This window comes from Lentilactobacillus kefiri (assembly GCF_007989105.1).
Taxonomy (GTDB): Bacteria; Bacillota; Bacilli; order Lactobacillales; family Lactobacillaceae; genus Lentilactobacillus; species Lentilactobacillus kefiri.
Window position 1 is genome coordinate 1 of the sequence record NZ_BJVK01000015.1, and the last position, 20463, is coordinate 20463.

Sequence of the window (20463 nt, forward strand, 5' to 3'; positions counted from 1 at the left end):
CCTCAATCAAAAGATCGAAGCGCCCTGCACATTTGTTTGTCGAAAATTTTGTTCAGTTTTCAAAGGTCTACATTGAAACACAAACATTTTTGATGAAACGATGAAAATCGTTCGCATATTCAAATCCTTACGTTCCTTGCCTCTAACAGCAATAACAATTATATAACAGCCAATCTTGCAAGTCAACAAAAACTTTTTAATTGGCAATTGGTATATGTGTTCATGTCATTGAAGCAACGAATAATATATTATCAGGAATTTGAACCGAGGTCAACAACTAATTTGAAATTCATTCAATTAATCGACAAATTGAAAGGTTAAAGATTGTTAATAGTGAGGTCAAAACCTCCCCAAAGCCCCTCGGATACCTGTATACTTGCAATTGAAATCATCACGAAAGGAACTGTAAGCTTTTGAAAAAAATCGTAATCATTGATGCCAAACGATCACCCATTGGCAGACTAAATGGTGCATTATCTTCATTAACGGCTGAACAACTTGGTTCAACAGTTGTAAAGAAATTACTGGCTTCAACTGTCATTGCACCCAGTCAGGTTGACCAGGTAATATTCGGAAATGCCATTCAAGCCGGAAATGGTCAAAACATTGCTCGACAAATTGAACTTAATAGTAGAATTTCTCAAAATAAAACAGCATATACCGTCAACCAGGTCTGTGGCTCCGGGCTTCAAGCCATCCATCAAGCATGTTCTTCACTTCTACTTGGCGAAGCTCAAACAATCGTTGCCGGTGGAACCGAAAGTATGTCCAACGTCCCTTACTTGAACATGTCGCAGCGAAAATCAACCAAGTTCGGCCCAGTTACCCTATACGATGGACTCCAACGAGACGGTCTCAATGACTCACAGACAAATGAACCCATGGGCATGACAGCCGAAAACGTTGCTGACCAGTACCACGTGTCACGGAATGAGCAGGATCAATTCGCCTTGCAGTCACATCAACGAGCCGCATTTGCAACTGCCCATCATTACTTTGACAAAGAAATGGTACCAATCGAAATGTCTCAGCGGAAAGCCAACAGTACAATCACCGTCAACCAGGATGAATCAATACGAACCGATACCAGTATTGAAAAGCTGGCTAAACTGCCTCCCGTGTTTAAATCAGGTGGAACAGTCACCGCGGGAAACAGTGCCCCGTTAAATGACGGTGCCTCCGCACTCTTAATGATGACTGAAGATCGGGCAAACGAACTGGGGCTGACACCAATGGCTGAAGTCCTCGGTTACACCGAATGTGGGATTGATCCAACTGTCATGGGATATGCACCCTATCTGGCAATTAATAAATTGGTTGCTCAGTTAAAAATGAACGTATCCAATATTGATTTATACGAAATTAACGAAGCATTTGCATCTCAATCAGTGGCCGTCGTTCGTGATTTGGGGATTTCAATGGATCGCGTCAATATTAACGGCGGGGCAATTGCATTGGGTCACCCGCTTGGTGATTCCGGTGCCCGGATTGTTACGACACTACTGCATAATCTGAAACGAACAAATCAGGAACTGGGGATTGCCGCTTTATGTATGGGTGGCGGTATGGGTTCCGCTCTTGCAGTGAAATTAATTTAAAGATACAAATAGACCGTCACCAAGTTGCAATTGGTGACGGCCTTTTAATTTACATTAGATTTTTGCGTGTTCATCGTCAGGTAAGCTGTCCTTAAATGACGATTGATACAACCAATAATATAAATGCTTGGTGGCTTTTGTCATATCCGCATATGCCGGATTAACGGCTTTGACTTCAGGTGCTACCCGCATTAAATGGCTGAACGCACTGAAAGTGCCTGCTTGTGATAATCCTTCGTAGTCTTTTTGACCGCGTTCAACTAATCCCATGAGCTGATCGATTTGATAACGCGCCAACGCATCCACATACTCAAGAAGATTGTCGACAAGATCAAAGTTCGGCTTGGAAACATTTCGGCTGGTTGTGTACTGACCATCAGCAATTTGCTGAAGCAGCTGATTTCGGATAGTTGTGTATTGAACCATTAGCGGCAGCAGAAAACTGTTTTGTAAGATGTGATGAGTCGTTTCAAAGATTCCATAGCTGACTTTAACCGTTTCACCACGATCATTGACTGCCGGCTGATCCTTTTCCAATACCCGGCTGTATCGTAATCGGTAATTCTGGTGTTTGGCATTTCGGGCACTTCCGGCATTACTTAAATCAAGAACGCCTAATTTGTCAGCCAAATCAGCACAGGATTTTGGTAAATCAAAATAACGGCCAACTTTTAAAATTGCTGTTCGCGTCTGTGATATAACGGTTTCCTGATCAATCGAATCAGTCGCCGGAGCACCGACCAAATCAGGGTTGGCTGGATTGAAGTCCTGATAAACGAGGGCATAGAGGCCTAGAGATGCCAGTGCATTCAGCATTCCCGACAAAGTATTATTAACGAAGGCATTGATGTCACCACTCAGAGAAACTTTCCCAATTGAATCAGTCATCATCTTGGGTAAGTCGTGCTCATCCGTGAAATCATCTTCATTATAGGAATAATTTTCAAGAAGTGACTTCTGTGAATCGCCAACTGGATGATTATTTAAATACCCATCGTTGATTTCTTTCGAAACTCCGGCAGCAATTGCTTCATCAGAATCCGATGCTTTCTTGGTTTCATTGTTAATCGGTTTAAAGGGAGAGGCCCCGTTCATATACGAATTGACTTGGTTAAACCATTTGTTGACGAGATCGTTTTGCTGGTTAAGATCCAGTTTCTGCAAGGCAGAATTAATCCGAAAGACAACCCCACCAGTCCCCGCAATTGCTCGGACAAATTGAATAACGGCCGTCTTATAGCCGACGACAAATTTGTCAGGCGTCTTGCTTTGACTGAGATATTCGGAAAAGTTCATCCCCGCAGCCCGGTCAACAACTGAGCTGTCACTGTCTCCAGTAGCCCAAAGTGACATGTAGTTAAATTGATCAATTGTCACATCTTTCAAGTCTTTAGCTGCAACCAAATAGCCCATTTGAATTTCTTTGGACATTTTAAATTCTGCTAACGAAGCACTTGGCAGCAGTGGCTTTGGTAAAAATGAACGTAATCCTCTGGTGATGCGTTCAGAATAAATTGAGCTCTTGGCGAATGTATTTTCTCCGAGGACTTTAGAAGTCATTAATCCCAACATGCTCAGTATTTTTTGCTGTTTTGAACGGGTATCGGAATCATTTGCCGATGGATTGGCTTTATTCATTTCGAAACCACCCCCTAGTATTAAGACTATAATATCATAAACGAGCGCTAATCAATGCTTCCAAAGGCACAATTAATCACTCTTTAATATTTTTTTGAATTTCCAAGCTTTATTTTTGTGCTTTAATCAAAAAGCAGTTATTCTTATGATACAAATAAGGAAAGGATGTGTGTATCATGGGAAAACTAAAAAACGAGACTGATAAATTAGTCGGCAAGGTAAAGGAAACTGTTGGTGACGTAACCGGCAACGATAAGTTGAAATTAAAGGGGAAAGCCCAGAAAACATCCGGTAATGCAAAAGATAAAGTTGAAGATGTAAAAGAAAAAGCATCGGAAAAAGTCAACGATGTTTTAGATGATGACAAAGGTGATAAGAAGTAATTCTTCCAATTGAATCACTTTTTATCTTCGCAATTGCTTTTAGAAACTCATTTTAAATAAGAAACCCGGTAGTCGCAAACGCTGCGATACCGGGTTTTTATGTCTAAAAATGAGAAAGCAGATTTTTTTGTTCCGTTTGTATTGCAAGCCAAATAATAATGCACTATAATTCAGTCTCGTGTTATTTTCATCTAATCAATTGAATTAGAAATTTAAGCAGGGACGTGATTTAATTGGCAGCAACATATCTACGACAAGCAACTAATCAAGATCTTTCAGAAATTAAAAAAATTATTGATGAGGCGAAAGCCTATCTTAAAAAGCAGGGCATCGATCAATGGCAAGACGGTTATCCAGCTTATGAAGACTTGGAAACCGATGTCAACAACGGAATTACCTACGTTTTGATTGTTGATGGCAAGATTGCCGGAACTGCCGCCCTTCACCAGGGCCTGGATGTTAACTATTTGAACATTCATGACGGTGAATGGGTTAACGGTGTTCATGGTCGTTACACCGCCATTCACCGAATCGCCATGTCATCGGAATTTCGGGGCCAGCATCTGTCAGACAAAATGATCAGCGGCCTGATTACCATTTCCGGAGTTCTTGGCTACAAAGACATTCGAATTGATACCCACCCTGACAATCTGGGCATGCAGCACGTTATTACCACCAACGGTTTTACCAAGCGCGGTGTCATTTATATGGCCGAAAACGATGGCGAGGCATCCCCTCGTTACGCCTATCAACTGGTTATTGGGTAACCGGACAAATTGGGGTACAATATGACTAATGAGGTGATATGAATGGCACAAGATGATGCTGCCGTGAAGACTGCACTGATCATAATGTACGTCATCGGTATTATTTGTCTGGGCATTACATTTTTCGTTCTCGATAAAGTCAACGGCAAATGGTTTACAAAGTTCTCCATCGGGCTTGTCAGTATTGTCCTGGTGATGGGAATTATTCTGATTAATTTAATTAACGTCAATTAAGCAAAAGACCGGCGCATAAGTATTTTCACTTATGCCCGGTCTTTTTTTATTATTTTTTCGATTAATTGCAGCACAAACGGTTGATCGGCACGTTCTTAAATTTGTTGAAATGCCTGATCCAAATCGGCAATCAAATCATCGGCGTCTTCCAAACCAACGGACAATCGAATCAACTCGTCTTTAATGCCCATTTTCAATCGCTCTGGCTTGGGGATTTCAAAGTGTGACATAAATGCCGGCACTTCAACCAAACTTTCAGCAGCTCCCAAGCTAACGGCTAGGATGATCAATTTTAAGCTGTTAACGAACTTGGCAGCATCCAGTCCATCCTTAATTTCAAAGGACAGCACACCACCGGCACCTTTGGCTTCATCGCTGATAATTTTGTAATCATTGCTCGATTTATCAACAGTTGGGTAATAGATTCTCGATACCTTGGGATTACTTTCCAAATAGGCAATAATCTTTTGGGCATTTTGAATATGACGGTCCATCCGCAGGTTCAGGGTTTGAATTCCCCGACGCAGTAGATTGGCTTCTTGAGGTGCCAAAACCGCACCAATCGTATTTTGGACAGCGTAAATCCGGTCGCTTAATTCCGGTGTCTTGGTAACAATCATCCCGGCAGTAAAGTCAGAATGGCCGCCGAGGTACTTGGTTGCTGAATGAAGGACAACGTCGGCACCCAAATCCAATGGTTTCTGCAGATAAGGTGTCAAGAACGTGTTATCAACAACGACCAAAGCATCGTGTTCATGAGCGACTTTGGCAATTTGTTTGACGCTTGATACCTTCAGCAGTGGATTGGTCACTGGTTCAAAGTACACGCCCTTGGTATTCGGCTTAAATGCCGCTTTAACGGCATCAATATCCTGTGTATCGACTTCAGTAAATTCCAGTCCACGAGGCTTCAAGAAATCGTTAACCAAACGGAAAGTCCCACCGTAGATGTTATCGCCGATAATAATATGATCACCAGGCTTAAAGAGGGCCAAGGCAGCGTGGATAGCAGCCATCCCACTTGAAAAGGCAAAGCCGCGGTCGCCATTTTCCAATTCGGCACAAACATCTTCAACGGCATCCCGAGTTGGGTTGCCTGAACGCTCATAATCCCATTTAACGTCAGAGCCCAGCTTCGGGTATCTAAACGTTGATGAATTGTAAATCGGCACGTTGACCGCGCCAGTTGAATTGTCGTTGGGCTTGCCGCCACGAACCAATAATGTATTAAATTTGACCATCAAAAGATCTCCTATCTAATCATAATGTGGAACTACTTCACTGGAACCAGTTGATCTGATGATAACAGATACAAGTACTTCTTTGAAATAGGTTTCCCAAGAATTTTTTCCAAAGCCTGCCCATAAAGTCGCAGTTGTCCTTCATATCGTTCAAGAATCGTTTCAACCGTCGTCTTTGGGGTTAAGCGATCAGTCTTGTAATCAAACAAGATGACCCCGTCGTTTGTTTCAACGTATCCATCAATAATCCCATGAACCAGGATGCGTTGATCATCATTTTTGTCAAAGTCCTTAAAGGCTTGATTTGCCTTCATCAATAAGGAGAACGGCACTTCCCGATACGTGGTATCAGGATTGGCCAAGACAGCTTGACCAAGCGGGCTTTGATAAAAGCGGAGAATGCCGTCAACGTTGATTTGGGCGGCCACGTTTTCCTGTAGAATCCCAGTCTTAACCAGGTTGCTGATGAGGTCAACAACCGTCTTCTTGGTCGGCTGTTGATGCAAATCAACCTGCTGTAAGACTAAATGAGTTGCCGTCCCAATCTCGGTTGGAGCCGGCTTTTTTGTGCCGTTTTCGGAAACAAATGTCGGCGTTGCCAAGCTTGGCTGGGTGTATCGGCCAGGCTTGATCATTTGACTGCTGTCGACTTGAGAATAATTGCCCAGTTGAACATTGTCGGGATCGTCAAATAATCGTTTGATTTCAGAAACCGACTGATAAGCGGTTGTCTGGGTGGCAGCCTGATGAGGATATTTGAAGTTCATTATGTCAACGATCTGTTGAGCATTCCCATTTGCCTCAGTGCCGGTCTGATTCTGCCGTTTAACCCATTCTTGGGGCTCGACGGCAGCGTTTCCGACTTGTTCTTTGCCTTCAACAACTTTGGTGTTGTCATAGAAAGTCAATGTGAAACTGCTTGGATCATCTTGGAGTTTATTGAATATCTGACTGTCACCATAGGTGTTTGTCACAACCGGATGTCTTGAAATTGCCGGGCCGATCCAGTCCAAATATGTTTTGGCCGAATTCCGTTCCGCTGTCGGCAGCAGGAGGTCAGTCTCCTCAGTCTTTGCCTGCCAAGCACCAACAACTGATTCAACGTCAAGTGTCGACCCTTTATCGCCACTTGCAGGATTCACCTTCCCCACCAAAAACAGTCGTTGTTCGGCACGGGTCAGGGCAACGTATAATTTCCGCATTTCCTCTGACAACCCAGCATTCTTGGTCACGTCAATGACGGCTTGCTTTTGCAATGGCTCTTGAATTTCTCTGGTTTCAGTATTCAAATAAGAAATGCCGATTCCCAGGTGGTCGTTTAATATCGCCCGGCCACGGGTATCTTGTTGGTTAAACTGCTTACCAATATCGTTTAAGAAAACAATCGGGAATTGAAGCCCCTTGCTTCCATGAATGGTCATCACGTGAACCATGTTGTCGGAAGTATTGGGAACCGCAGTCGCCAGATCATCATCTCTGTCCTGCATCCGTTCAATAAATAAAACGAATCTGAACAGCCCTTTGAAACCATTCTTCTCGTAGTCGGCTGCCCGTTCATACAAAGCGTGAAGATTGGTCTGACGTTGGTATCCACCGGGCATCCCGCCGACATAATCCAAATAACCGGTTTGTTGATAAATTTCCCAAATCAATGCCACCAAACCATCCTGCTGGGCAACATTTTTAAAGTGGGCCAATTGTTTGAAGAAGATATCAATAATCGGATAAACCGTTTGGCCATATTCGTTCGGCTCTGAATGCGGGTATTCACGATAAAATTTCAATACCGATTCATAGTAATTTCCAGTCTTTTGATTAATCCGCAAATAAGCCAACTGGTTTTCATCCAGGCCAACAATTGGCGACCTTAAAACCGCAACCAGCGGAATATCCTGGTAAGGATTATCAATAATGGAAAGCAGCGACAGCATCACTTGAATTTCAGTGGTCTTCAAATAACTTTTGGCACCGGTAATTTCTGCCGGAATACCGTAATCTTTGAAGACTTGGGACATCGTCAGCTGACTGTTTCTGGTTGGTGAAATCACAGCGAAGTCGCCATAGTCAACCGGCCGATAGGAATCACCATCGGCAATTTGTTTGTGGTTATCCATGATGCTGCGAATCTTTTGGGCAATCATTTCAACCTGACCCTGATCGGCATCCATCTGCTGTTCCGACGGGAGTTCGCCGTTATCAGTCAACGGCTTCTTCGCGCTATAAAGCATGACGGAAACGTCAGCCTTAAGATCATCCGGATAATATTTAGCGCCGAACTGGAGCTTGGCATCGGAATAGTCAATTTCTCCAACCTGGCGATCCATAATCTGTTCAAAAATCAGGTTAATAAAATGATCAATGTTTTCTGCGGACCGAAAGTTATCGGCCAGCGTGATTAATTCATTATTGTTATCAGCTAAAGCATAAGTATTCTGTTTATTGATGAACATCAAGGGATCGGCTAATCTGAATCGATAAATCGATTGTTTGGCATCCCCCACCATAAAGCGGTTGCCACCGTCTTTTTTGGCCAATTTATTCAAAATGGCATCCTGCAGCCGGTTATTATCCTGATATTCATCGGTCATAATTTCATAGTATTGATTTCGCAACTTTTCCTGGACTTGTTGCGCCTGTTCACTGTCACTATCCAAGATTCGATAAGCCGCCTGCTCGATATCAATGAATTCCATCAAATGTCGTTGGCGCTTTGTGGCTGTGTAGGCAGTTCGGAAATCACGGACAACCGCAATCAACTTGGCAACCCGCTTTTTAGCGGCAGCCATCAGATTAATATTGGCTTCTTCGTCAAGGCTGAAGTATTGACTGTACAGCTTTCCAAAGTCGGTTTTATTCTGATTATTGAGATCTTTAATTTGGGTGTGATAGGCCTTTTGATCGCCCTGAGGCTTTGACAGGGTCGGTAATTTAACAAATTCAAATCCCTGCAGTGCCTCACGAATCCCGTCAAATGTTGTAAGTTTTGAAATTGAGCTTTGAAGACTGGTGATAATGTTTAACTGATCTGTAAACGCCTTTTCGTCTTCGACCAAGTCGCCGCCTCGAGCCAGCTGAATGATATACCGATGATTCAGCTTAATTCGGGTAAAAACTTCATTCACTTTAGGCGCAATGTTGGTCTGGTAAAAGTCACTTTCATACAAACTTTTGCCATCGAGATCGTAAAAGTTGGTCACATCGTCCAGCCATCCCTCAGGATCGTCGGTAACGTTGGTGAACTCATCAAGCCGATAAATCAAGTCGGCCAAGCCGTCATCACTGCGGTCATTGGAAAAGTTTTCAGTCAGGCGGGCAAATGAACCGTCATCATCATTACCATAGAGGTCTTCACGAACAGCGTCCCAAACTTGATCCTTTAAGAGTGCCTTTTCAGTATCATCAGCTAAAATCCGAAAGTTGGGATCAATCCCTAATAAATAGTAGTAACGACCAACCAATTTTTGACAATAAGCATCCATCGTTGTGATATCGGCCACGGCAACTTTTTGAATCTGGGTCAGCAGCCTGCTCTTTTCATTCTCCGGGGCGTTGCTGAATTCTTCTCGAAGCGCAATTTGCAAACGTTGACGCATTTCTTTAGCGGCGGCGTTGGTGAAGGTTACAACCAACAGTTGGTCGATATCGACGTGCTGATTTTTAACCATATCGATAATTCGATCAACCAGGACACGGGTTTTCCCGGATCCCGCAGAAGCGGAAACCAGGATGTTGCCTTCGGGTCGGTCCTTGATTGCTTTTTGCTGATCAGGTGTGTAATTAAATGCCATCGGATTGGTCCTCCCCTAACTTTTTCAAAATATCTTTAACTGAATCGTTATCCACCGGCCGGTACTGATTCTCCGGTAAGATTGGATCAAAATTCATGATTGATTTGTACGGGGTAAATTGCATCCCTGTCACCTGGCCCTGCTTAAACGGCCACAGCTTATCGTCCCCGTCGAAAATCTTTGAAGCAGCGCTGACAATCAGCTTTTCAGTGTGCTCAAGAAATGCATCCAATTTCAATGGATCAATCAGCGACTTGGCACCCGTGAAACCTTTGGCAGTCTTTCGGAATGGATAAATCTGCGAAAAGCCGCTCTTTAACCCATCTTCCAAATCACCAAGCAAATCATCATCCTGTACCAGAATCCCGTTATACTCATGCTTCTTCAACAATGCTTGATCAAACGATTTGCCATTGAGCTCGTCGGGCTTGAACACCGCATTATAGATATGCAGATAAAGTGCGCCGGCAAGCGCCACATCCTTATCATCGGAATTAAGCTGTTGGAGATTGTTTTTCAACACGTCCAAATATGTCAGTAACTGCATTGAAGTTCCATCGTAGGCCGCATTGAAATCAAATTTCCGGTCAGATGACTTGTAATCGACAATTCCAAAATACCGTTTGTCTTTGGTGGTCATTGAATCAATTCGGTCAATTCGACCCCGAACTTTAACTGAACGATCATTGGGCAACTCGAACTGCAATCCTTTAAGGGCCTGTTTTTGATTGGGCTGGCCAAATATCAGCTCAGTATTTTTCGGCCGCATTGGCGTTAACGTCTGCTGATCGCGTAGTGTCCGAACCATCTGTTGAATCGTCGCCTGCAGCTGCATGGAAATGTAGTGCATCCGATTGGAACTGGTCAACACAACATAATCAAAGTTTTGAGGATCTTCAATCAGCTTCTGAACGTTTTCATTAACCAGTTCTTCAACATCCTTATCTGACAATGCTGCCAAATCAATAGACTGCGCGTGAATTTCCTTAACAATGTGATCCATCGCATCGTGGTAGAAAGTTCCGGTTGAAGCCGTTGAAAGTTCAAACTTCGGTCGTTCCTGAAGCTTCAAGCCATATTTCAAGAAGTATTCGTAGGGATTCTTATAGAAGGTTTCAAGTTGAGAAATTGAGATATTCAACTCGGAGCCATACAAACCAGTAATGATCTGGTCATCCAATTTCTTTGGCACATTTTTATAGTGGATACTCTTTAAAAGATTGGCGGTTTTCCTGCCAACCTCTGAATCATTGGTTAAATAGCGCAGGATACCTGCCCAATCCGGGCTTAAATTGAGGTTGTCTTTATAAGTATTTTGGGCAACCTGAATCAGGTGATGCAGAGTCCCCAGCTTGGTGCCGACGTATGGCAGCACCTGGTGTTCCACATCGGGAATGGCCGGATTGTTAACAATTTGTAGATTAAAGTACCGTTGAATCCGTGAAACATATGGTGAAAGTTTCACGGCTGTTTCATCATTTAATTTATTTGTGTAGGTAAAAATTAATTTTTCGGATGCCGTCATGAAGGCCAAATAGTTCAAATAAGGTTCAAAAGCCATTTGAACATCCGCCGGGTCATTTAAGTATTGATCATCGCCAAGATTACTCTGCAGCTGATTGATATCATCGTCACCAAACAAGTTATGGTTAACCAGCCGATCGGGCATATTATCATCGTTTGACCCAATCATGAACGTCACCTTGTGATCGGCCATTTGAACCATTCCACTTTCAGAAATGCTGACCTGATCCAAAGTTGAAGGAATTTGAGAATAATCGGCACCTTGGAATCCGGCATAGATCAAGGACCAGAAATCCTCTGGAACAAAGGGCTTGTCCCCTAAAATTTGAACACATTCATCCAATAGAGAACAAAATGTCCGCCAAACCTGTTCAACTTGGGTGGAACGATTCATGTCACCGGCATCAGTGGCATCGTCACGCCAACTTTTGAGCCGGTCAATGACGCCTGCATCCGCCAAAAATTGGTAGAGAATACCGGATGCTTCACGGTTGGTCTTGGCTTTATAGAACTTCTTATAAAATTTTGGCAGTAAATCCCTCACCAGATGACGGATAATGTTAATTTGTCGGGAAATGTCACGATCCTGATCGGTAATCTTAGTTGCTGTCTGTCCTTCATCGTTATCCGGAAGCCAGACATATTGCCAATCTTCTTTTTGAGTCCAACGGCTGTCGGCATATGCATTCTTCAATACCAGGTTATCCGTTAAAGCCAGTGCTTGACGATAAGCGTCAATTGACATTGGCTTGCCGTCAATCATTGGCAGGACAAGTTCGGACTTTAAGAAACGCATCACATCATCGTAGCGATAATTGCGTGCTCGATTGGGATCATAAATATCGAACAATGAACTTAACAGTTCGACCAATGGATGATCGGCCATGGACTTTTGAATATCTTTGAAGTACGGAATCTGTTGAGTCGTTAATACCGGATCTAAAATATTTTGATAGGCATCCAGGTGCCGTGTCAAAATCAAAAAATCGGAGTAGCGGTATTTCCCGCTTGCGACCATTTGATGAATCATCGTCGCAACTTGGTCTAACTCAGAATAGAGATTGTCAGCTTGATAAATCTGAACTGACTTGGGTGAAATTTGGTTATCACCTTTAGACGTCCCCAGACTGCTGGACGTCATCCAGTACTGCTCCAATTTTTGCATATCGGGGCTGATTCTCGGTTGGTCAGCCATAACTGCCTTTAAGTAGGGAACCTGATTGTCCGCTGCAAACCGGTACAACTGGTTAAAGAGCTTGGAAGATTGGAAGAACAGGTTGGGCTGTTGAGGTAGTTCGGTTGGATACGGCCGATCCAACGTCAAAGAAACCGTCACTGAGGCGGCCTGATTGATGAGTGTTTGAACTAAACCACATTCTTGAGCGGTAAATTTTGAAAATTCGGCAATGTAGAAGTGGTAGCCGGACAAGTCAATGTCCGCCAATTTTTCACTCAGTAGGTTGAGAACCGTGTGATTATCAAAGTAATTATCTGAAATTTGCTTGACGTATTGCGAGTAAATAATGGCAAAATCATGGAGCTTATCGCGCAAATCGTTGGTAATGGTGCTGTCTGAATTCTCCAGCATCTCAAGTAAATCTTCCGGAAGAACATTTCCGGCCTGCATTTCGGTAATTTGCGAAGCAATCTGGCCGATAAATCCAGGGTTGTGGATTTCGTGATCAAATAAGATTAATTTATCTTCATTATCAACAATAATTTGATACAGTAACATGTTGATCCCGGCGGTACTGATCCGCTGCTTTTGATATTCCGGCGTGTTTCTCAAAAAGAACCATGCCAATCGGGTGAACGACAATACCTGCACGTCACTTTGGGCAGTCGTTATGTCGTTTGGATCACTCAGTTGTTTTAAAATACTGACTTCTGATTCAAATTTAATATGATTTGGAACTAAATAAAAAAATTGGTCGTTAGGATGATTTAACTTTTGTTTTTGGAGGATCTCGACCATTTTTTCTTGATGATCAAGTCCATTTTTACCCAAGACAAATTGTAGTGTCACGGCTCTCACCTCTTTAAAATTACTTTAATTTTAACATAGTCTTTTCCTAATGTTTGGCAACCAGGAGAAGTCTTTGTGAAGGGTCAAAGAACGTCAAAGTCCTGATTTAACAAGGGTATTTACAGCTAACACAACAATTTGTGAAATTCAAGAACATTATTATTGAACATTAACAAAAAGAGTCTATCATAAGTGTTGGATGTAACCTACATCCATCTATTTGACCTAAATGAAAGCTTTATGCTTGCATTGATCTTGTTATGGAGCCTATTAGTGCATTCCACGATTAAGTATCGGAAGCAAGAATTTACGATCTACCCCCAATATGTCTTTCAAGTTCAGATACTAATAGGCCCTACTCCTAATAACGCCCAGCGAAAACTGGGTGTACATAAAAAACAGAGTTTGACAAAGCCCGGTTAACCCCGGTGTATAAGAAAGGAATAACCATGGCGAACTTGTTCGTCGTGGTTATTCCTTTTTTATACATTAGGGGTTCCAAGTAGGCTAGACGTGTTTCACACGGTCGTCGGGGCTGCAGGAACACGTTTCAGCTAGGTAGAAGAAAAGCTGAAAAGGTCACAATTAGACCCCGGAGCGTGTTTGAGAGGCAGCCGATACCAGATAATAAAATGAGTGAGCCTGCTCTGGCCCCGGAGTATGCTAAACAGACTTTCAGCCGTCAAAACACCGTTCAACTAAATAAAACAAACCGGAATCCCCCAACTAAACCAGACTTATTTAAGCCCATTCAGAATCTCGAATTTAAAATTCACAATGATTGTGTTTTTAAACAAATCATGATTAAATGTAAGCACATAGAATCCCTGGTAATAAAGCACTGTTATCGCTTACACATAATTGTTGTTCAAAGCTTACCGTTTGTGAATTTTTCGAACTATATTCCATAGGGGGATACAATTATGACAAGAATTGCAATTGTAACTGGATCCGGTCAAGGTATTGGCGAAGGAATTGCCCGTCAGTTGGTTAACGATGGACTGACAGTCGCTGTTGCCGATATGAATGAAGAAAATGCCCGAAGTGTTGCTGAAGACATTGGTAATAATTCCAAAGGTTATTATGTAGATGTTTCCGACAAGAAGAGTGTCTTTGATTTGGTTGATCATGTCATCGATGATTTTGGCAAGCTTGATGTGTTGGTTAACAACGCTGGAATTGCTAAAATCGGAACAATTCTTGATACTAAAGAAGAAGACTTTGACCAGATTATGGGCGTCAACATCAAAGGAGTCTTATTTGGTATTCAAGCCGCTGCCACTCAATTCAAGAAACAGGGAACCGGTGGAAAAATCATCAGTGCTTCCTCAATTGCCGGCCATCAAGGATTTGAATTACTCGGCCCCTACTCGGCAACAAAATTTGCGGTCCGTGGATTGACCCAAGTGGCTGCCCAAGAGTTGGCAAAAGACAAAATCACTGTAAACAGTTACGCACCAGGTATTGTCCTCACTAAGATGTGGGATCAAATTGACGCTGAAATGGCCAAAATCTATGATGTTCCAATAGGTGAAACATTGCAGAAGAACATTGACAGTATCGCCTTAGGCCGTGGTGAAACCCCAGCCGATGTTGCCAACCTGGTTTCATTCTTGGCAGATCCAAAGTCCGATTACATTACCGGTCAAACCATCATTGTCGATGGCGGAATTCAGTTTGTTTAATCAATCTAAAAGGAGCAGGCAAATGCCTGCTCCTTTTGAATTGGAATGATATTAAACTCGCACTTTATTTTCTTCCATCACTTTATTCGTATAGAATTCCAAATCATTAACCGCCTGGTCGTCTTGATCTCCCTGGGTGGTAATCGTGTGCAGATTCTGCTGGGCAACCGCCCAATAAACCAAATTGGTGGTAATTGGCAGAATATCTCGAATGATATGAAAATCGAAATTATCGCCGTTATTTTCCTTCATATTAAGGTAATTGCGCCAGTCAGTCACCATATCTATATTGCTGTGTTCTTTCTTTGAGAATGCAGATATAATCACAAAATGGGAATTCCGATTTGCTTCTGCCAATTGATCTTTTAATTGCTTAATTTGTTCCGGATCAAGCTTGATAGCCATTATATCGCCCTCCCATCGTTATTTATCAGTGATCCCGATCGAATGATTGATTAACTTTTGTTCAATCAACATCTCATACGCCAGCTTTGCAACTGCTTGTGGTGAAACAGTTCGGACAGGCATCTTACTTCCTTCATTATATAATTCATAATGGGTTGTGTGCATATCTTTTAACTGACTCATCCTAACTATAGAATAAGGAATTTCAGATTCATCAACAATCTTTATTGCATATCTTTGCTGTTTTATAAATTCTTCTTGGTCTTTTACATCCGGATACTCAACTGAGCCATCCAATTCATCATCCACTCCGGCATATGAAAGCATTACGATATCGCTGATCGGCGGCTGGATTTCGTCAACCGCTTCAAACAATGCTTCCAAATATAAGTCGGCGTCATTGGGGCCAACCGCAATAAACAGCAGGTTGGTGTCTGGCAGCACCTCTTCATACTTCTCTGCGGATTCCAAATCACCAGAATATTCTTGAATTTTGATATCATTATTTGGTTTACATAAATCGGTAAAAGGTGGAACAACTGGACTATTTTGATTAATGATCAATAGTTTTTTCAAATTGGGTGCTTCCTCATCTAAATGGTTTAAATTTTTGAATAAAGTACCATAATTAATGTGTACCATAATAACAATGGAAAATCAAAGGAGGACGTAAAAATGTCCGAAAATGTCAAAATTGGTCAGTCAGATGTTATCAGCACACCACTTGGATTTGGAACCAACGCTGTCGGCGGCCATAACCTGTTCCCAAATTTAGATGAGCAGGTAGGAATGGATTCCGTTCGAGCTGCGTTAGACAGTGGCATCACAATGTTGGATACGGCTTTTGCCTATGGATTTGGCCGTTCTGAAGAACTCATTGGCAAAGTGCTCAAAGACTATGACCGCTCAAAAGTTGTGATTGCCACTAAGGGTGCTCAAATTGTCAATGGCGATAAAGTTTCCATTAGTAATCAACCTGCCGACTTGGAGAAATTTGTAAAGAGTAGTCTCGAACGTCTTGGGACAGATTACCTGGATATCTTTTACATTCATTTTCCTGACAAGCAAACACCTAAGGATGAAGCAATCAATAAGCTGGTGGATCTCAAAAAGCAGGGGTTGATTAAAGCGATCGGGGTTTCCAACTTCTCACTAGATCAACTCAAGGAAGCCAACAAGAATCATGACGTCGACATTGTGGAAGACCAGTACAGCCTTGTTCATCGTGATGCCGAAAAAGAATTATTCCCTTATTTGGAAAAAGAGAACATCTCCTTTGTCCCCTTCTTCCCACTTGCTTCGGGCCTGCTGACAGGTAAATATGATGGCAGCCCGGTAAACTTCCCCGACGATGATTTGCGAAGTGACGATCCCAACTTTTCCGGCAGCCGATTCCATGCCATTACCGAATCGGTCAAGAACTTGCAGCCCATCGCAGATAACCATGACGCCACAATTGCCCAAATTGTTCTTGCATGGTACATCAAGAATCCAGATATCAGTGTTGTCATCCCCGGTGCCAAAACCGCTGAACAGGTTCGCAGCAACGCCAAGGCGATGAATGTGGCGCTGTCTGACGAAGAGTACAACACAATTGATAATGCATTTAGAATATAAAAATGACTCATTAATAAATGAACCTCAGTGGTCAAATCACTGGGGTTTTTGCTTACAAAAATATTGTAACCACTTTCATAACAATTTTAGCCTAACTATAAACAATTTCTGACTTTTACTTAATTTAATTCGTTTATTGAACCTATTTACGGATAATGCTAGAATTAATATGTAATTTTTAAATTATATCCGAACTATAGAAGGAGCTATTATATGTTAAATTCAATTGCTAAGTATTTCGAGTTCGATGAGCGCCATACGAATTTTCGTACGGAAATCATCGCCGGAATTACGACGTTTGTATCAATGGTTTACATTCTGTTCGTTAACCCCAACGTGCTTGGGGTAAGTGGAATGGATAAGGGTGCCGTCTTCACTGCGACTGCCTTTGCTTCTGCATTTGGCTGTTTCATGATGGGCTTTATTGCCAACTACCCAATTGCTATTTCAGCCAGCTTGGGAATCAACGCCTTCTTTGCCTATTCAGTTGTTATCGGCATGAAGGTCTCCTGGCAGACTGCCTTGGCCGGTGTCTTCGTTGCGTCAGTCATCTTTATGATTTTGACCGCATTGAAGCTTCGTGAAAAGATCATCGATTCAATTCCAGCCGATTTGAAAGCTGCCATCGGTGGTGGTATCGGGCTGTTCATTGCCTTTATCGGATTAAGTGATGGTGGATTGGTTCAAGCTAACAAAGATACCCTTGTCAGCTTGGGTTCCCTTCACGTTGGAACAACTTGGCTGACCATCTTCGGCCTGTTAATCACCGTTATCTTAATGAGTATGCGAGTACCAGGTGCAATCTTCATCGGAATGGTTTTAAACGCCATCCTGGGAATGTCCACTGGCCTGATTCCGTTACCACACCAATGGGTTTCATCAATTCCAAGCTTGAAACCAACCTTTGGTGTTGCATTGTCACACATTGGTGATATCAATTCTGTTCAATTAATCGTTGTTGTCCTAACGTTCCTGTTGGTAACATTCTTTGATACTGCCGGTACATTGGTTGGATTGGCTGAACAAGCCGGATTCATCAAGAATAACAAAATTCCTCGAATCGGTCATGCATTGATCGCCGATTCTTCAACCATGCTGGTTGGTTCAGTTCTGGGAACTTCTCCAATGGGTGCCTTCGTTGAATCATCAGCCGGGATTGCTGTTGGTGGCCGAACTGGATTCACTGCCATCATCGTCGGAATCCTCTTCATCTTGGGAACCTTCTTCTCACCACTCTTGACGGTTATTACTAGTCAAGTTACTGCCCCAGCCTTGATTATCGTGGGTATTTTAATGGCTCAAGCACTTAAAAATGTTCACTGGGAACAATTTGAAATTGCTGCCCCTGCATTCATTACCCTTGTCGGTATGCCATTAACTTACAGTATTGCTGATGGTATTGCCCTTGGCTTCATTACCTACCCAATCACAATGATTGCAGCTCGTCGTGGCAAAGAAGTCAGTGCCATGATGTATGCCTTGGCGGTTGTGTTCGTGATCTTCTTGTGGATTTTAAATAATTAGAGTGTGACAAGCAACGGGTGAGGCGGTGTGTAAGGCTGAAATGATTAAAATCCTGCTTTTGGATTTAAATCATTTTGGTCTTACACGTTAGCCTCAGTTGCGTCGAAACACGTTTCGGCAAAAAGAAAATAAAAACAAGGTAAGCCACCACCCCATTTTGACCTCAGCTCCCAAAAGCGGTAACCTATAAAGGTTGTTTAACAACTGAATATTTAACGAGGAAGGAATTTGTTATGAATTCTAAGACTAATTTATTTGGCATCAGCAACGTTCGTGACCTCACGAAAGCTGCTGTTGTCGCTGCACTCTACATCGTTATCACGATGGTCTTTGCACCCTTGGCTTTTGGCCCAGTTCAGTTCCGCTTTTCAGAAGGCTTGAATAACCTTGCTGTCTTTAATAAGCGCTACGTTGTGGCGATCACGCTTGGATGTTTTATTTCGAACATGATGTCATCTCTTGGACCTCTGGACATGGTTGTGGGAACTGGTGAAACGTTGATTGCCCTTTTGACCATCAACATTGTCACCCGGTTCATCAAGTCACTGCCATTAAAGCTGGTTGCATCCGTTCTGATCGGAACCTTTTACATGTTCATCGTGGCCGGTGAAATTGCCTATCTCGGAAGTAACGCCTTTTGGCCAACCTTCTGGGGTGCCTACTTGACCACTGGTATCGGTGAGTTTGTAACCATGACAATTGGTGCTGTACTGGTTTACATTATCAATGTGAAATATGATTTAAGTAAATAAACAATCTAAACTGCAATCAGAAATTTCTGGTTGCGGTTTTTTCGTCTATTCAAATAATTTACCTTCTATAAAAAATCAACTAAAATGTACCTGTGAACACAATCACAATTATGTTTGGAGGGGTTCAATATGAAAGAATTATTTGCAAGTCCCAATACCTATATCCAAGGTCCCGGCGAGCTGTTTAACAGCGCCGAATATATTGAAAAATATGGTACGAAAGTGCTCTTGCTTTCCGATCCAACAGTTTTAAAGATTGTTGGGAATGACTTTATTGACTATCTTAAAAATAATGACTTTGACGTCACCCTGGCACAGTTTAAGGGTGAAGCCTCCAACTCCGAGATTAACCGGGTAACCGCAATTGGTGAATCCAATGAAGATCAGATCATCATCGGATTGGGTGGTGGTAAGACTGCCGATTCAGCCAAAGCGATTGCCGACAACTTGGACATCGCTGTCATGATTGCCCCAACCATTGCCTCAACCGACGCGCCTTGCTCCCGTCTCTCAGTTATCTACACGGAAGACGGTGCCTTTGACCACTATCGTTTCTATAAGAAGAATCCTGAAATTGTCCTATTGGATACAAAGGTAATTGCTGGCGGTCCGGTTCACCTTCTAATCTCAGGGATTGCAGATGCCTTGGCAACCAATGTTGAAGCGACTGATGTCCGGGCAGCCAATGCCGACAACATGTTAAACGCCAAGCAAACCATCGTTGCCGGCTCAATTGGTCAAGCTTGCGAGGACAATCTGTTTGAATACGCAGACTTGGCAATTGCCGCCAATAAGGCCCACGTTGCGACGCCAGCACTGGAACGCATCGTTGAAGCCAACACTCTTTTAAGTGGCTTAGGCTTCGAAAGCGGCGGTTTAGCAGCCGCTCACGCCATTCACAACGGGTTTACCGCGTTGACCGGTGATATTCATCATCTCACTCACGGTGAAAAAGTTGCCTACGGGACTTTGGTTGAATTGATTTTAGACAACAGCGACCACGCCCGATTTGAAAAGTTCTTAAAATTCGATCTCAAATTAGGACTGCCAACGACGTTAGCTGATCTTCATTTAGGAGCAGCCTCAGACGAAGACTTGATGAAAGTTGCTACTCAGGCCTGCGATAAGAACGACACGATGGACTGTATGCCAATTGACATCACACCTGAAGATGTTTTCGCAGCGATCAAAGCAGTTGATGAATACAGTAAAGATTTTCAAAATAAATAATTTGACACAAAAAAGGATCCCATCGCCCTCTGAGTGATGAGATCCCTTTCT

15 protein-coding genes are annotated in these 20463 nt (G+C 42.7%); 9 read left to right on the forward strand and 6 right to left on the reverse strand.

Annotated features, from left to right (window positions below; translation table 11 throughout):
• The first annotated feature begins 413 nt into the window (after window positions 1-413).
• A complete protein-coding gene (locus tag LKE01_RS06655; protein WP_054769774.1) occupies window positions 414-1598 on the forward strand; it encodes a thiolase family protein in 1185 nt (394 codons plus the stop codon).
• 54 nt (window positions 1599-1652) lie between these two features.
• Here the strand turns inward: LKE01_RS06655 and LKE01_RS06660 are convergent, their stop codons facing one another.
• Window positions 1653-3236, reverse strand: a complete 1584-nt coding sequence (locus LKE01_RS06660; protein WP_056981536.1) for a hypothetical protein — start codon at window positions 3234-3236, stop codon at window positions 1653-1655.
• Window positions 3237-3412: 176 nt separating this feature from the next.
• Here LKE01_RS06660 and LKE01_RS06665 point away from each other — a divergent pair, with 176 nt between their 5' ends.
• From LKE01_RS06665 to LKE01_RS06675, 3 genes are all read left to right on the forward strand, one after another.
• Entirely contained in the window at window positions 3413-3619 is a 207-nt protein-coding gene (locus LKE01_RS06665) for a CsbD family protein (RefSeq protein WP_054769775.1), read from the forward strand.
• 233 nt (window positions 3620-3852) lie between these two features.
• A complete protein-coding gene (locus LKE01_RS06670; protein ID WP_056981539.1) occupies window positions 3853-4386 on the forward strand; it encodes a GNAT family N-acetyltransferase in 534 nt (177 codons plus the stop codon).
• Window positions 4387-4428: 42 nt separating this feature from the next.
• On the forward strand, window positions 4429-4620 hold the full coding sequence (locus LKE01_RS06675; RefSeq protein WP_054769776.1) for a hypothetical protein: 192 nt from the start codon (window positions 4429-4431) through the stop codon (window positions 4618-4620).
• Window positions 4621-4715: 95 nt separating this feature from the next.
• On the opposite strand, the gene LKE01_RS06680 is transcribed toward LKE01_RS06675, so the two are convergent.
• Genes LKE01_RS06680 through LKE01_RS06690 form a run of 3 tightly spaced genes read right to left on the reverse strand, consistent with a single transcriptional unit; the run spans window position 4716 to window position 13199 of the window.
• The gene (locus LKE01_RS06680; RefSeq protein WP_054769777.1) at window positions 4716-5861 is read right to left on the reverse strand and encodes a trans-sulfuration enzyme family protein; all 1146 of its coding nucleotides are present in this window, start codon (window positions 5859-5861) and stop codon (window positions 4716-4718) included.
• A gap of 32 nt (window positions 5862-5893) precedes the next feature.
• Window positions 5894-9649, reverse strand: coding sequence for a helicase-exonuclease AddAB subunit AddA (addA, locus tag LKE01_RS06685; protein ID WP_056981541.1), 3756 nt, complete (start codon window positions 9647-9649; stop codon window positions 5894-5896).
• The gene (locus LKE01_RS06690) at window positions 9639-13199 is read right to left on the reverse strand and encodes a PD-(D/E)XK nuclease family protein (RefSeq protein WP_056981542.1); all 3561 of its coding nucleotides are present in this window, start codon (window positions 13197-13199) and stop codon (window positions 9639-9641) included. The genes addA and LKE01_RS06690 overlap by 11 nt, the downstream gene beginning before the upstream one ends.
• Before the next feature lie 923 nt (window positions 13200-14122).
• Between LKE01_RS06690 and LKE01_RS06695 the strand changes: the two genes are divergently transcribed.
• Window positions 14123-14884: an acetoin reductase gene (locus tag LKE01_RS06695; protein WP_056981546.1), complete on the forward strand. Its 762-nt coding sequence runs from the start codon at window positions 14123-14125 to the stop codon at window positions 14882-14884.
• 51 nt (window positions 14885-14935) lie between these two features.
• Here the strand turns inward: LKE01_RS06695 and LKE01_RS06700 are convergent, their stop codons facing one another.
• Together LKE01_RS06700 and LKE01_RS06705 are read right to left on the reverse strand one after the other, a co-directional pair.
• On the reverse strand, window positions 14936-15289 hold the full coding sequence (locus LKE01_RS06700) for a hypothetical protein (RefSeq protein WP_054769305.1): 354 nt from the start codon (window positions 15287-15289) through the stop codon (window positions 14936-14938).
• Between the two features lie 18 nt (window positions 15290-15307).
• Window positions 15308-15865: an NAD(P)H-binding protein gene (locus LKE01_RS06705; protein WP_054769306.1), complete on the reverse strand. Its 558-nt coding sequence runs from the start codon at window positions 15863-15865 to the stop codon at window positions 15308-15310.
• Window positions 15866-15964: 99 nt separating this feature from the next.
• On the opposite strand from LKE01_RS06705, the gene LKE01_RS06710 reads away from it, so the two are divergent.
• The 4 genes from LKE01_RS06710 (at window position 15965) to LKE01_RS06725 (ending at window position 20412) form a co-directional block, all read left to right on the forward strand.
• The gene (locus LKE01_RS06710) at window positions 15965-16906 is read left to right on the forward strand and encodes an aldo/keto reductase (RefSeq protein ID WP_056981548.1); all 942 of its coding nucleotides are present in this window, start codon (window positions 15965-15967) and stop codon (window positions 16904-16906) included.
• Between the two features lie 213 nt (window positions 16907-17119).
• Window positions 17120-18430, forward strand: a complete 1311-nt coding sequence (locus LKE01_RS06715) for an NCS2 family permease (RefSeq protein ID WP_054769307.1) — start codon at window positions 17120-17122, stop codon at window positions 18428-18430.
• Between the two features lie 233 nt (window positions 18431-18663).
• Window positions 18664-19182 carry a QueT transporter family protein gene (locus LKE01_RS06720; protein WP_056981549.1) on the forward strand — a complete coding sequence of 173 codons (519 nt, stop codon included), beginning with the start codon at window positions 18664-18666 and terminating at the stop codon, window positions 19180-19182.
• 129 nt (window positions 19183-19311) lie between these two features.
• Window positions 19312-20412 (forward strand): glycerol dehydrogenase, encoded by a 1101-nt coding sequence (locus LKE01_RS06725; RefSeq protein ID WP_056981551.1) that lies wholly within the window; start codon window positions 19312-19314, stop codon window positions 20410-20412.
• Window positions 20413-20463: the final 51 nt, after the last annotated feature.

Bases quoted from the DNA above. Each gene is read 5' to 3' on its own strand.
- LKE01_RS06665 (WP_054769775.1), top strand. From the start codon at position 3,413: ATGGGAAAACTAAAAAACGAGACTGATAAATTAGTCGGCAAGGTAAAG.
- LKE01_RS06710 (WP_056981548.1), top strand. From the start codon at position 15,965: ATGTCCGAAAATGTCAAAATTGGTCAGTCAGATGTTATCAGCACACCA.
- addA (WP_056981541.1), bottom strand. From the start codon at position 9,649: ATGGCATTTAATTACACACCTGATCAGCAAAAAGCAATCAAGGACCGA.
- LKE01_RS06660 (WP_056981536.1), bottom strand. From the start codon at position 3,236: ATGAATAAAGCCAATCCATCGGCAAATGATTCCGATACCCGTTCAAAA.
- LKE01_RS06715 (WP_054769307.1), top strand. From the start codon at position 17,120: ATGTTAAATTCAATTGCTAAGTATTTCGAGTTCGATGAGCGCCATACG.
- LKE01_RS06675 (WP_054769776.1), top strand. From the start codon at position 4,429: ATGGCACAAGATGATGCTGCCGTGAAGACTGCACTGATCATAATGTAC.
- LKE01_RS06700 (WP_054769305.1), bottom strand. From the start codon at position 15,289: ATGGCTATCAAGCTTGATCCGGAACAAATTAAGCAATTAAAAGATCAA.
- LKE01_RS06680 (WP_054769777.1), bottom strand. From the start codon at position 5,861: ATGGTCAAATTTAATACATTATTGGTTCGTGGCGGCAAGCCCAACGAC.
- LKE01_RS06695 (WP_056981546.1), top strand. From the start codon at position 14,123: ATGACAAGAATTGCAATTGTAACTGGATCCGGTCAAGGTATTGGCGAA.
- LKE01_RS06725 (WP_056981551.1), top strand. From the start codon at position 19,312: ATGAAAGAATTATTTGCAAGTCCCAATACCTATATCCAAGGTCCCGGC.
- LKE01_RS06720 (WP_056981549.1), top strand. From the start codon at position 18,664: ATGAATTCTAAGACTAATTTATTTGGCATCAGCAACGTTCGTGACCTC.